The organism is Clostridium tunisiense TJ, from assembly GCF_000300195.1.
GTDB lineage: Bacteria > Bacillota > Clostridia > Clostridiales > Clostridiaceae > Clostridium_J > Clostridium_J tunisiense.
In genome coordinates this window covers 273,221-286,353 of record NZ_AMQH01000006.1, presented here as the reverse complement: position 1 = coordinate 286,353, position 13,133 = coordinate 273,221, and the positions used below count along the sequence as shown (strand labels likewise).

Genomic DNA, 13,133 nt, shown 5'->3' with positions numbered 1-13,133 from the left:
GGAAATTATGTTAAAGGTTGCATTTTTAGGAGGAGGAAGCTTCGGTACAGCTTTAGCGGTAATGCTTTCTAAAAAAGGAATTGAAACAGCTATTTGGACAATTGATGAACATGGTGTTGAGGATATTAATATAAAAAGAGAAAATAGCAAGTTTCTCCCAGGTGTTACTATACCAGGTAATGTAACTGCTTATGGAGAATTGGATAAAGCTATAGAAAACAGTAAGGTTATAGTTTTAGCCGTGCCTTCTCAAGTAATTAGAACAGTTTCAAGGCAGGTTGCGTCGCTACTAAATAAGAGCCAAATCCTTGTTACTGTAGCAAAGGGCATAGAAAAAGGTACCCTTAAGACCATGTCAGAAATTATGGAAGAGGAAATATTAAGTAATCCAATTGTCATCTTATCAGGCCCAAGTCATGCTGAAGAAGTATCAAGAGGAATTCCTACCACAGTAACTGTTTCCTCAAGAGATATGGAAGCCGCTAAGGAAATTCAGCAGATTTTTAGCACTAGCAGCTTTAGAATTTACACTAATGATGATTTAATTGGGGTTCAAATAGGCGGAGCATGTAAAAACATAATTGCCCTTGCCGCTGGAATAACTGACGGCATAGGTTATGGAGACAATGCAAAAGCAGCTCTAATGACCCGTGGTATGCACGAAATTGTGAGAATAGGAACAAAGCTTGGCGGAAGGCAAGAAACCTTCTATGGCTTAACTGGTATGGGAGATTTAATTGTTACTTGTACTAGTATGCATAGCAGAAATAGGAGAGCTGGAATTCTTATAGGACAAGGAAAGACCATGGAAGAGGCTTCTAAAGAAGTAGGCATGGTTGTTGAAGGAATTGAGGCTACAAAGGCTTTTTATGCACTGAAAGAAAGAGAAGGAATAAGTATGCCTATTACTGATGAGCTTTATAAGGTTTTATTTCTAAATAAAAATGCCCATGATGCAGTACAAGAACTTATGTCTAGAGAAATGAAGGATGAGCACTCTTTTATTGAAGTATAAGGCATAAAAATATAAATATTGTAATATATATAGACAGTAAGGAAAAGAAAATTTCTTACTGTCTTTTCTTATAAATTAGTAATATTTTATTTTTTTATACAATATATATATATTGTTAATATGTAGTTATGGGAGGGTGGACCTTGGAAAACTTTGATATATACAAAGATATTGCAGAAAGAACTCAAGGGGACATATACGTAGGGGTTGTAGGTCCTGTAAGGACAGGTAAATCTACATTCATAAAGAGATTTATGGAACTTATGGTGATTCCTAATATTGAAAATCCGCATAAAAAGGAAAGAGCAAAGGATGAGCTTCCACAAAGTGGTTCTGGGAAATCAATTCATACCACTGAGCCAAAATTTGTTCCAAACGAAGCTGTGGAAATACGCTTTGAGGGTGGTACAAAATTTAAAGTAAGAATGGTAGATTGTGTTGGTTATGTAGTAAAAAGTTCATTAGGATATAATGAAGAAAATGCTCCTAAAATGGTAACAACACCATGGTTTGATTATGAAATACCATTTGAGCAAGCAGCTGAGATTGGCACAAGAAAGGTTATTACTGATCATTCAACTATCGGAATAGTTGTTACTACAGATGGTTCTATAACAGGGTTAAATAGAGCTGATTATGTAGAGGCTGAAGAAAGAGTTGTAAATGAACTAAAAGCTATAAATAAACCATTTATTATTCTTCTTAATAGCTTAAGTCCTAAAGGACAAGAAACTGTAGAGCTTCAAAGAGAGTTAGAAGAAAAATATGATGTTCCAGTTACAATCATGGATATAATGAACATGGATGAAGATGATATAGCTGACATATTTGGAAATGTTCTAAAAGAGTTCCCTGTAAAGGAAATAAGCATAGACATGCCTCAATGGATGGAAAGCTTAAATTCTAAGCATTGGTTAAAGGTTAATGTTATGACCATACTTAAAGCAATGTGCAAAGACATATTTAAGGTTAGAGACATAAAGAGATGCCTAGATGCATTTAAGGGAATAGAGTTCTTATCAAACATAAACGTAAAAGAAATGAATATGGGAGATGGAACTTCTTGTGTAGATATTAATCCTAAACAGGAGTTATTCTATAAAATTCTTGGGGAAGTATGTGATACAGATATTAAGAATGAAAATGACTTATTAAGCTTAATGGGTACTTATCATAAGGCGAAAAAAGAATATGATAAGATTGCACAAGCCTTAAAAGATGTTAACGAGACAGGTTATGGACTAGTGGCTCCACAGTTAAGTGAAATTAAATTCGAAGAGCCAAATATTGATAAGAAAAATGGAGTTGTAAAACTTAAAGCTTCTGCTCCTTCATTACACATTATAAAGGCAGACATTGAAACTGAGGTTACTCCAATTACTGGTGACAAAAAGCAAAGTCAAGAATTCTATAATGCTATTATAGAGCAGTTTGATAATGATCCAGCACAAATTTGGCAAAGTAATATGTTCGGAAAATCACTAGAAGAACTTGTTAAAGAAGGACTTCAAAATAAGCTTTATAAAATGCCAGAGGATATTCAAGTTAAACTTCAAAAAACTCTTCAAAGAATTATCAATGAAGGTAATGGTGGACTAATCTGTATAATCTTATAATTAAGGCATCTTCAAAAAATAAATAAGTCAGTATGTTTGTCTATTTTGTCTTATACTGCGTCAATAGAATCATCTACTATCTAAGGAACCTGTTTCCTTGTCTGCACAAGCTTGCTTGTGAATACAAAATATCCTTCACATCTTTGACTTGTTATTTATTTTCAGATACCTAACAATAAACCTAGTTTTGAGTTATAGAAGAAGTTCTATAACTCAAAACTATATACAAAATAAAATTTTAGCAACAAAAGTTAGCTTAATAAGGAATTTTATATTTTACAAAGTAAAATCAATAAAATTTCACATGAAAGTATTTGAAAAACTTTTAAACTTTGATATAATAAAGTTCTAAAAGTAATGGTAATAATAATTCTATTATGGAGTGTAATATATCTGGGTGTAGCGCAGATGGTAGCGCACAAGTCTGGGGGGCTTGGGGTCGCAGGTTCAAGTCCTGTCACTCAGACCAAAGCAAAATAAACCTTATGGAACCTTTATAGATTCCTAAGGTTTATTTTTATGTTTTTATTTAAGGTTTTCTCATAAGTAAGAGAGTGTAGTCTTTAGGACATATCTTATTAGAATAATATAAAGTTCAGAAGGAAAGTAGGTCAATTTTAGGGTTATAGTTCTCTTGTACTAATTTTTAGTATTTAATAAAAAAATGAATAATTAGGTTAAATTGTAAATTAACTGTAAAAACTCAATTATTCTTGGAGTTTTCAGAATAATTAAAAATTTATAAGCAAAAATAGTAATATGGAGAAATTAATAGGTTTTTTATAAATTTAAGTGATTATATTTAATTTTATTACGTAAATATTCTTGAATCTAGTGGTCAAATAATAGAAATACAGAAAAGTACTAACTTAATTATATAAAATGTCATAGGATATGTTCATTTAAATAGCAGATAATAATATTATAAAATAAAAATAATTCTTATCTAAGGAGGAGTTAAAATGAAAAAAATAAGGGATTATATTGATGAAGGGTATACTATTAACAAGTTTGAAAGAGACAAAGACTTATTAAGTGGGGATCAAGTGTGTAAGATAGAGATGAGAGCCTTAGATGGATTTATTAAGACGGTTACATTAGATGACAACTGTACAGATGAAATAGAAAAAGAAATATTTCATTACTTAGAAAAAAAGGAAATAAGCATATAATTTAAACTTATATATTCTGAATTAAATTTCGGCTAAGTATATATAAGAAATAAAAGCCAAAAATTAACTTATAGGTGAAACCTACATGATTCACTTAAGGTGTTTTCATTAGGAATAAAATACTTTTTATCCGGAAAGTCTTATGAGATTACTATTTTTTAGAGTTTTATAAAACCTGAAAGTTCGCTGAAAACCTGTGAATCAAAAAAATGAAGATTAGACAAAAGTGAGTGCTGAATAAAAGCACTCACTTTTATTTTGACAACATTTTGTAAGCTTCAAGTCTGCAATCTTCTTTAAGGGCTGTTGATCAGCCAGGTAATTACTTAGCCTAGGTAAGTTACTTCGGTGTAACAAAGGCAGTTTGTTCACAAAGATACCTTTATTTAGTCTAAATCTAATTCCAAAACAACTCCACAAGATGAACTTATTCATTATTTAACAAGTATCTCATATAAAGTTTTTGTTAAAGATTACAAAGAAGCCCAAGTGCACATTAAGAGTTCTGTAACTAAGCATAAATTTTTGTAGAATAATTAGTTCATACAAAAGAAAAATTCAAAAATAGAGTTGGGTTAATGTGATTATTTTATTAACCATATATAAAATATTTAATAATATTCAACATTTTGATGTAAATCTTAAAAGGTTGGTGTAAAATATAAATGAATTAATTATAGTAGTTTTTATTCTTGGGAGGTTACAAAAGTGAATAAAGTAGTAGTAATATTTAATGGTGGAACTATATCAATGAAAGTTGATCCAAAAATTCAAGCAGCAGTACCTACACTAACTGGAGAAGAGATTATGTCAATGGTAACAGGGATAGAAGCTCATGCAGAGGTGGAATCCTATACTTTCTCTAGTTTACCAGGACCACATATGACTCCAGAGTTAATGATGCAGTTATCTGATTATGTTAAGAGTTTTTTAAATAGAGAAGATGTAGATGGAGTAGTTGTTACTCATGGAACTGATAGTTTAGAAGAAACAGCTTATCTTTTAGATTTAACTATAAAAAGTGAAAAACCAGTGGTGGTTACAGGTTCAATGAGAAATAGCTCGGAGCTAGGATATGATGGTCCAGCTAATTTAGCAGCGGCTATTTGTACTGCTACTTCAAAAGATGCAAGAAATAGAGGGGTTTTAGTTTGTTTAAATGATGAGCTGAATTGTGCTAGTGAAGTTACAAAAACGCATTCAATGCACTTAAATACTTTTCAAAGCCCTGAATTTGGACCAATTGGAATTGTAGATAACAACCAAGCTATTTTCTATAGAGATAGTTTAAATAAAAGTCATATTGACACAAATAAAGTAGAGACTAATGTAGAATTAATAAAAGCTTGTGCTGGTATGGATGGTAAGCTAATAGATTTCTGCGTACAAGAAGGGGCAAAAGGATTAATTATTGAAGCTATGGGAAGAGGAAACATTCCACCTAAAATGGCTGAAGCTGTAGAAAGAGCAATAGAAAAACAAGTTGCTGTGGTAATAGTTTCAAGATGCTATAAGGGAAGGGTTTTAGATAGCTATGGATATCCAGGTGGAGGAAAAGGATTGAGAAATGCTGGCGCTATTTTTGGTGAAAGCCTTCCAGGTCAAAAGGCTAGAATAAAGTTGATGTTAGCTCTTGGAAAAACTAATGACTTAAGAGAAATAAGAGAAACTTTTGAAAATGGTCATTATTAAAGGTAGGAACTTGATTTAGAACCTAGTAGTAAGCTGTAACAATTTTAGCACACTCTGAATAACATATTTTATAACATTTATTCAGGGTGATGATATGAAAATAAACAACAGATTAGATTCTATAGGTGTATATCATTTTAAAACTATTGACGGCATAAAAGAAAAAAGAAGAAAAGAAGGCAAGAAAATTATTGATTTAAGCATAGGTGATCCAGATTTAGCAGTAGAGCCTTCCATTCTTAATGCTTTAATTCAAGGGTTCGATGAGGTGGGGTTTAATAAATATCCTCCTTATGATGGAATTAATTTTCTGAAAAATCAAGTTATAGATTACTATAAAAACAGATTTGGAGTTCACTTAGAATTAGAAGAGGTAGCTATTTTAATCGGCTCAAAAGAAGGTATTAGCAATGTAATTCCAGCAGTTTGTGATATTAAAGATGCAGTTATAGTTCCAGAACCAGGTTATCCAGTTTATTCATCAGCTTCAAAACTTTGGGGCTGTATACCTTACACTGTACCTATAAAAGAGAGCAATAATTATTTGGTGGATTTTACTGAAATTCCTAAGGAAGTTTGTACAAAAGCAAAGTTAATGTTCATTAACTATCCAAATAACCCTACGGGTGCTAAAGGAAGTGGGGAGTTTTTTAGTGAAGTAGTTAAGTTTTGTGAGGAAAGTAATATAGTCCTATGCAATGATGCTGCTTATAGCGAAATAATAAGCCCAGAAGAAAGTCCACTTAGTATATTGCAATTTGATAAGAATAAGCACTCAGTTGAATTTGGAACCCTTTCTAAACTATATAATATGACAGGATTTAGAATAGGTTATGCAGTTGGGAATAAAGAGGTTATAAGTGCTCTTGTTAAGGTTAAGAGCAATCTAGACTCAGGTCAATTTATTCCCATACAAAAAGCGGCTGTTACAGCATTAAACCTAGATAAGACTTATGGTGATGAAATAAGAAAAATATACTTTAAAAGAAGGACAGTAGCTGAAAAGGTACTTAAAGAAAAAAATATTCAATTTTTCACTACTGAAAGCACTTTTTATATTTGGTGTAAAACTCCAAAAGGATATACAACTCATGAGTTTTGTTCGGAAATTTTGGATAGGTATGGCTTGGTAGTAACACCAGGATCTTGCTTTGGAACTTTAGGGTATGATTACTTTAGAATTGCATTAACCTGTTCTTGGCAGATAATAGAAGAAGGATTAGCATCCTTACCAAGATATGATAATTAATATTGGAAAAACTATAGACTAAAAGCTTAATAAGGATTAATATTAATTAAGGCTATATTACTAAAAATGATTTAGTAATATAGCCTTAAGTTTTTAAAACATACAAATAAAAACTTTTAAAATCTTAATTATCAGTAGATTTCTTAAGTTTTCTTATAAATCTTTCATTTTTCTTTTATATTCTTGTATTTTTAACTTGAAATTAAGGATATAATTTATGTATAATAGACTTTGAATTTAGGAAATGTTCGGAAGGAAGCGTTGTTATGATAAAAAGCATGACGGGGTTTGGCAGAGGTACTAGTGAACAAAAGGATTCAAACTATGTTGTTGAGATGAAATCTGTTAATCATAGATACTTTGAATTTAATGTGAGAATGCCAAGAGCCTTAATTTCATTAGAAGATAATATTAGAAAGATTCTTAATGAAAAAGTAAAAAGAGGAAAAGTCGATGTGTTTATAACTCAAAATACTTTTAATAGAGACGACATTGAAGCAGTATTAAATGAGAATTTAATGGATAGCTATATGAAGTGTTTAAAGACTATTGCGGGTAAGTATGAGTTAAGGGATGACATTTCAGTAACAAATTTAGCTAGATTTCCAGAGGTAGTTACATTAAAGCAAAGAGAAGAAGATGTAGATGCAGTTTGGAACATTTTATTAAATCCAATAAATGAAGCAGTAGATAACTTAATCAGAATGAGAGAAGAAGAAGGTCAAAAGCTTTTTAAGGATATTAATGATAAATGTGAATTGATTTTACAATTTGTTGAAAGAATAAGTGATAGAGTTCCAGAGGTATCAAAAGAATACAGAGAAAAGCTTACAAAGAAGGTTAAGGAACTTATTGAAGAGTCACAGTTTGATGAAAATAGAATTGCTATGGAAGTTGTTCTTCAGGCAGATAAAACAGGAGTAGATGAAGAAATTGTAAGACTAAAGAGCCATATTCATCAAATGCAACAAACTTTAACTTTGAGCGAGCCCATAGGGAGAAAATTAGATTTTATTGTACAGGAAATGAATAGAGAGACTAATACAATAGCATCTAAAGTAAATGATTTGGAGCTAACAAATTTAGCCTTGGATATAAAAAGTGAGATTGAAAAAATTAGAGAACAAGTTCAGAACATAGAATAACAGGAGGCGACTAATGAGTATAAAGCTTATAAACATAGGATTTGGAAACATTGTTTCAGCAAATAGAATAGTAGCTATAGTAAGCCCAGAATCAGCACCAATAAAAAGAATAATTCAAGAGGCAAGAGATAGGGGAATGCTTATTGATGCCACTTACGGAAGAAGAACAAGAGCAGTAGTTATTACAGATAGTGACCATGTAATCTTATCTGCAGTACAGCCAGAGACTGTAGCTCATAGACTTTCTTCTAAGGATGAAGAACAGCATGTAGAAGAGGTTGAAGATTAAAATGTCAGCTAAGGGACAATTACTAGTAATATCTGGTCCGTCTGGTGCTGGTAAAGGTACAGTTTGTAAGGCTTTGCTACAACAAAATGATATTTGGATATCTGTTTCTGCTACAACCCGATCTCCTAGAGTGGGAGAAGTAGAAGGTATAAACTACTTCTTTGTCAATAGAGAGGAATTTTTACAAAAAATAGACAGCAACGACTTTTTAGAGTATGCAGAAGTCTATGGAAATTTTTATGGAACTCCTAAATCAAAGGTTTTTGAGGTGCTAGAGCAAGGAAGAGATGTAATTCTTGAAATTGATATTCAGGGTGCGTTAAAAATTAAGTCTGCTTATCCAGAAGGAATATTTATATTTATTTTGCCACCATCAATGGAAGAATTAAAAAGCAGGATTACAAATAGGGGAAGTGAAACTCCAGAATCGTTAAAAACTAGATTAGAAGCTGCCTATGATGAAATAAGTTTTGCATCAAAGTATGACTATGCTGTAGTTAATGATGAGGTTGAAGAGGCAGTGAAGAAAATTGAAAGTATTATTACTGCAGAAAAATGTAGAGTTTTTAAAATTAAAGATGAATTATTAGGGAGGTTTTAGTGATGAGCAATTCAATGATTAATCCATCTATAGTAGATCTATTAGAGAAAGTTGATAATAGATATTCTCTTGTTGTTGCCACTTCAAAAAGAGCAAGACAAATAATTGAAGGTGAAAAACCATTTATTACTGTTAAGTCTAATAAGCCTTTGACTATTGCTATTAATGAAATTTATGAGGGAGCAATTGAAGCAGAGACTACGAAAGAAGGCATAAAGTAAAATGGAGCAGCAAAAAACTGTTGTTATTGGAGTGAGCGGTGGGGTAGCAGTTTATAAGGCTTTAGACGTAATCAGTAGATTAAGAAAAGCAAATATAAATGTTCATGTAATAATGACAAAAGCTGCTACAGAATTTGTTACACCTCTTAGCTTTCAATCCCTAAGTCAAAATATGGTTATACACAACATGTTTGAAGAACCTAGAGCATGGGAAATACAGCATATATCCTTAGCTAAAAAAGCTGATTTAATGCTTATTGCACCAGCAACAGCTAATATTATGGGGAAAGTAGCAAATGGTATAGCTGATGATATGCTATCAACTACTATTATGGCTACTAAAGCTCCTGTGATGTTTGCACCAGCTATGAATACAAACATGTATAACAATCCTATAGTTCAAGAAAATATGAGAAAGCTTAAAGCTTATGGTTATGATTTTATTGAACCTGCTAGTGGAAGATTAGCCTGCGGAGATGTAGGAGATGGAAAGCTTGCAGATACAGAATTAATTGCTGAAAGAGTAATTTCTGCATTGTATGAACCTAAGGATTTAAAGGGATTAAAAGTATTAGTAACAGCAGGACCAACAATTTCTGCTATTGATCCAGTAAGATTTATAACAAATAGATCTACTGGTAAAATGGGATATGCCATTGCAGAAGAAGCAAGAGACAGAGGTGCTGAGGTAGTTTTAGTAACGGGTCCTTCAAGCTTAAAGCCTCCATTTGGTGTTAAGGTTGTACCTGTAAATACCAATGAGGAAATGTTGAATGCGGTTTTACAAGAATATGATAGTTGCGATATAGTTATAAAATCTGCAGCTGTAGCTGATTATAAAGCAAAGAATTATTCTGAAGAAAAGATTAAAAAAGGTTCAGGAGATTTAGTTTTAGAATTTACAAGGGATAGTGATATACTAAAAACCCTTGGAGATAGGAAGAAAAATCAAGTGCTAATCGGTTTTGCAGCAGAAAGTAATGAAGTTTTACAAAATGCAAAAGGAAAGCTAAGCAAAAAAAACTTAGATTATATAGTAGCTAATGATATTACTAGTAAGGATGCTGGATTTGCTAGTGACAGTAACAAGGTAACGATAATTAGTAATAAAGGTGAAATTACATCGTTAGATTCTATGTCTAAGAGATTAGTAGGACAGAAAATTTTTGACCTAGTATTAAAACATAACAATGATTAGTCAAAAGCGACAATGTCGCTTTTTTTCTTACTCTTATTTAAAGAATCTAAAAAATAACTATAGGTTATATAATAGAAAATGTAGTTATTGGAAAAAATAAATACACTCTTGTGAAGGGAGATAAACCTATGTATAACTATGCTGGAGTGATTGTAAATAATGATTCTGTAAAGGTTGATAAGATATTTACATACAAAATTCCTGAGGGGTTAAAAAATAAAATTGATCTTGGCCAAAGGGTTAAGGTACCCTTTGGGATGGGAAATAAAAATATTGACGGTTTTATTGTTCAGTTATATGAATATGTAGAACTGGATGCTAAAAGCCTTAGTAAATTAAAGGCTATAATTGAAATAAGTGATGATTTTCAGGTTATAAGGGAGAAGGATATTTCCCTTATTGGAATTATGAGGGGTAAATATCTATGTACTTATTTAGAATGTATTAAGGTATTTATTCCAAGTGGAATTACTAAAGGGATGAAGTTCAAAACTAAAAATGTGGTTGTTTTAGGGGAACCTATAACAGCAAAGTATGAAAAAGAAAGCTACAAGAAAATATTAGAGTTTATAAAAGAAAACAATGGAAACTACAGTAAACAACAACTTTCAAATGAGTTTGGTTTTTCTGTATCATCGATAAACACTTTAATTAAACATGGCTTCCTAGTATTAGAAGAAGCTGTTATAAATAGATATAACGATAAACAATATAATAATTATGAGGAAAGAACCTTAAATTCCTTGCAGCAACAAGCTGTCAACACTATTATGAATTCTAAAGGGAAAAAGTTTCTAATTCATGGGGTAACAGGTAGTGGAAAAACAGAAATTTATATGAACTTAGTAAAAAAAGCAATGGAAGATGGAAAAGACTCAATTATTTTAATTCCAGAGATTTCTCTTACTCCACAAATGGTAGAGAGATTTAAAGGTCGTTTTGGAAAGAATGTAGCAATATTCCACAGTAAGCTTAGTGATGGTGAAAGATTTGATGAGTGGATGAGGGTAAAGATGGGCAAGGTTAAGGTGGCCATTGGAGCTAGATCAGCGATTTTTTTACCTTTTTCAAATTTAGGGCTTATTGTCATTGATGAGGAACATGAGGGTAGTTATAAATCGGATAGTGATCCAAAGTATAATGCTAGAGATATAGCTGAACTTAAAAGTGACATAGAGGGCTGCAAAGTTGTATTAGGCTCTGCTACGCCAGCCATTGAAAGCTATTATAAGGCAACCACAGGAGAATACACTCTTATAACTTTAAGTGAAAGAGCTGATGGTGCAGTGTTGCCACAAGTAAAAATAGTTGATATGAGAGAAGAGCTTATGAATGATAATAAATCTATTTTTAGTGCAAGTCTTTTTTCAGGATTAAAACATACATTAGCTAACAAGGAACAAGCAATATTATTTTTAAATAGAAGAGGGTTTTCAACCTTTGTTTCCTGTAGAAAGTGTGGTTATGTATTTAAGTGCAGCAATTGTGATATAGCATTAACATATCATAATTATTCTTCAAATTTGACTTGCCACTATTGTGGAGCTAAGAGGCAGATAGTAAACACCTGTCCAAGATGTAAAAGTAAATATGTAAAATACTTTGGTATTGGTACAGAGCAATTAGAGGACCAAGTAAAAAAGGTATTTCCAGAGGCAAGAACTCTTAGGATGGATTTTGATACTACTAGAGGGAAAAATTCCTATGAAAAAATCTATAATAGCTTTAGGAATGAGGAACATAATGTTTTGATTGGAACACAAATGGTGGCTAAGGGGTTAGATTTTCCTAATGTAACCTTAGTGGGAGTTATAGCAGCAGATTTATCTTTAAATCTTCCAGATTATAGAGCCAATGAAAGAACTTTTCAGTTAATAACTCAGGTTTCTGGAAGAGCAGGAAGAGGAAAGAAACCTGGAAGAGTGGTGGTTCAAACTTATACACCAGAAAGTTTTAGTATAAAATATGCTGTGGAAAATGACTACATAAGTTTTTATAAGGAAGAAGTAGAAATTAGGAGAGCTATGAATTATCCACCTTTTGCTAAAATATTAGCTATAAACCTAAGTAGTGAGGATGAAAAATTATTAATAAAAAGTATACAAGATTTAGGTGACAAACTACACATAAAACTAGATAATAATGATAAAATTGAAGTATTAGGACCATGTCCCTGTGGGGTTTCTAAAATTAAGAGTGCCTATAGATGGCAGATACTTATTAAGGGAGACTTTACCACAGAATTAGCTGAGGAGATAAAGGACATTACCTACAATGAGTTAAACTCAGTTCATAATTATATTAAGGTGGGTTTAGATGTTAACCCCAATAATTTATTGTAGATAGGCAGGAGGAATATATAACAATGGCACTAAGAAAAATTAGAACTAAAGAAGAGGAAGTATTAAGAAAAAAAAGTAAGGTAGTTAAAAATATTGATGATAGAACTAAGGTTTTAATTAAAGATATGTTAGAAACTATGTATGATGCAAATGGTGTAGGACTTGCAGCTCCACAAGTAGGAATCCTTAAGAGGATTGTGGTTATAGATGTAGGACAGGGACCTATAGTATTAATTAATCCAGAGATAATAAAGCAAAGAGGCTCAATAGAAGCTTTAGAAGGATGCTTAAGTATTCCTGGTGAGCAGGGAAAGGTAATACGTCCTGAATATGTTAAGGTTAAAGGATTAAATGAGAATGGACAACAGATAGAACTTGAAGGAGAAGATTTTCTAGCAAGGGCATTTTGTCATGAAATAGACCATTTAGATGGGATACTTTACACGGACAAGGTAAAAAAGTAACCAATGCTAAATACGAGAATATAAGAATACAAGAGTATAAAAATAGAAGAAGATAGGAAGATAAGAAGATAGGAAGATATAGTGTTTTTGCGGCTTCAGCATAATATTTGGGTTAATAACTCTTATAGC

Annotated in this window: 12 protein-coding genes and 1 tRNA gene; all 13 read left to right on the top strand. The window is 31.8% G+C overall.

Features of this window, described 5'->3' with window-relative positions:
• Positions 1–7 precede the first annotated feature (7 nt).
• The 13 genes from C661_RS0106790 to def all read left to right on the top strand — a co-directional run bounded on the left by C661_RS0106790 (position 8) and on the right by def (position 13,004).
• The gene (locus C661_RS0106790; RefSeq protein WP_017414566.1) at positions 8–1,015 is read left to right on the top strand and encodes an NAD(P)H-dependent glycerol-3-phosphate dehydrogenase; all 1,008 of its coding nucleotides are present in this window, start codon (positions 8–10) and stop codon (positions 1,013–1,015) included.
• Positions 1,016–1,158: 143 nt separating this feature from the next.
• Entirely contained in the window at positions 1,159–2,631 is a 1,473-nt protein-coding gene (gene spoIVA / locus C661_RS0106785; RefSeq protein WP_017414565.1) for a stage IV sporulation protein A, read from the top strand.
• Between the two features lie 393 nt (positions 2,632–3,024).
• Positions 3,025–3,100, top strand: a tRNA-Pro gene (locus C661_RS0106780).
• A gap of 493 nt (positions 3,101–3,593) precedes the next feature.
• Positions 3,594–3,803 carry a hypothetical protein gene (locus tag C661_RS0106775; protein WP_017414564.1) on the top strand — a complete coding sequence of 70 codons (210 nt, stop codon included), beginning with the start codon at positions 3,594–3,596 and terminating at the stop codon, positions 3,801–3,803.
• Positions 3,804–4,511: 708 nt separating this feature from the next.
• Positions 4,512–5,495, top strand: a complete 984-nt coding sequence (locus tag C661_RS0106770) for an asparaginase (protein WP_017414563.1) — start codon at positions 4,512–4,514, stop codon at positions 5,493–5,495.
• A gap of 94 nt (positions 5,496–5,589) precedes the next feature.
• Positions 5,590–6,744, top strand: a complete 1,155-nt coding sequence (locus tag C661_RS0106765) for an aminotransferase class I/II-fold pyridoxal phosphate-dependent enzyme (protein ID WP_017414562.1) — start codon at positions 5,590–5,592, stop codon at positions 6,742–6,744.
• Positions 6,745–7,010: 266 nt separating this feature from the next.
• Positions 7,011–7,889, top strand: a complete 879-nt coding sequence (locus C661_RS0106760; protein WP_017414561.1) for a YicC/YloC family endoribonuclease — start codon at positions 7,011–7,013, stop codon at positions 7,887–7,889.
• Between the two features lie 13 nt (positions 7,890–7,902).
• Entirely contained in the window at positions 7,903–8,178 is a 276-nt protein-coding gene (gene remA / locus C661_RS0106755; RefSeq protein ID WP_017414560.1) for an extracellular matrix/biofilm regulator RemA, read from the top strand.
• A 1-nt stretch (position 8,179) separates the two neighbouring features.
• Entirely contained in the window at positions 8,180–8,779 is a 600-nt protein-coding gene (gene gmk, locus C661_RS0106750; protein WP_017414559.1) for a guanylate kinase, read from the top strand.
• 2 nt (positions 8,780–8,781) lie between these two features.
• Complete coding sequence (gene rpoZ / locus C661_RS0106745) at positions 8,782–9,000, top strand: DNA-directed RNA polymerase subunit omega (protein WP_017414558.1); 219 nt, start codon at positions 8,782–8,784, stop codon at positions 8,998–9,000.
• 1 nt (position 9,001) lies between these two features.
• Positions 9,002–10,198, top strand: a complete 1,197-nt coding sequence (gene coaBC / locus C661_RS0106740) for a bifunctional phosphopantothenoylcysteine decarboxylase/phosphopantothenate--cysteine ligase CoaBC (protein ID WP_017414557.1) — start codon at positions 9,002–9,004, stop codon at positions 10,196–10,198.
• Positions 10,199–10,326: 128 nt separating this feature from the next.
• The gene (gene priA, locus C661_RS0106735; RefSeq protein WP_017414556.1) at positions 10,327–12,540 is read left to right on the top strand and encodes a primosomal protein N'; all 2,214 of its coding nucleotides are present in this window, start codon (positions 10,327–10,329) and stop codon (positions 12,538–12,540) included.
• A 23-nt stretch (positions 12,541–12,563) separates the two neighbouring features.
• On the top strand, positions 12,564–13,004 hold the full coding sequence (def, locus tag C661_RS0106730; protein WP_017414555.1) for a peptide deformylase: 441 nt from the start codon (positions 12,564–12,566) through the stop codon (positions 13,002–13,004).
• The last annotated feature ends 129 nt before the right edge of the window (positions 13,005–13,133 follow it).

Bases quoted from the DNA above. Each gene is read 5' to 3' on its own strand.
- C661_RS0106790 (WP_017414566.1), top strand. From the start codon at position 8: ATGTTAAAGGTTGCATTTTTAGGAGGAGGAAGCTTCGGTACAGCTTTA.
- C661_RS0106775 (WP_017414564.1), top strand. From the start codon at position 3,594: ATGAAAAAAATAAGGGATTATATTGATGAAGGGTATACTATTAACAAG.
- C661_RS0106765 (WP_017414562.1), top strand. From the start codon at position 5,590: ATGAAAATAAACAACAGATTAGATTCTATAGGTGTATATCATTTTAAA.
- C661_RS0106760 (WP_017414561.1), top strand. From the start codon at position 7,011: ATGATAAAAAGCATGACGGGGTTTGGCAGAGGTACTAGTGAACAAAAG.
- remA (WP_017414560.1), top strand. From the start codon at position 7,903: ATGAGTATAAAGCTTATAAACATAGGATTTGGAAACATTGTTTCAGCA.
- gmk (WP_017414559.1), top strand. From the start codon at position 8,180: ATGTCAGCTAAGGGACAATTACTAGTAATATCTGGTCCGTCTGGTGCT.
- rpoZ (WP_017414558.1), top strand. From the start codon at position 8,782: ATGAGCAATTCAATGATTAATCCATCTATAGTAGATCTATTAGAGAAA.
- coaBC (WP_017414557.1), top strand. From the start codon at position 9,002: ATGGAGCAGCAAAAAACTGTTGTTATTGGAGTGAGCGGTGGGGTAGCA.
- priA (WP_017414556.1), top strand. From the start codon at position 10,327: ATGTATAACTATGCTGGAGTGATTGTAAATAATGATTCTGTAAAGGTT.
- def (WP_017414555.1), top strand. From the start codon at position 12,564: ATGGCACTAAGAAAAATTAGAACTAAAGAAGAGGAAGTATTAAGAAAA.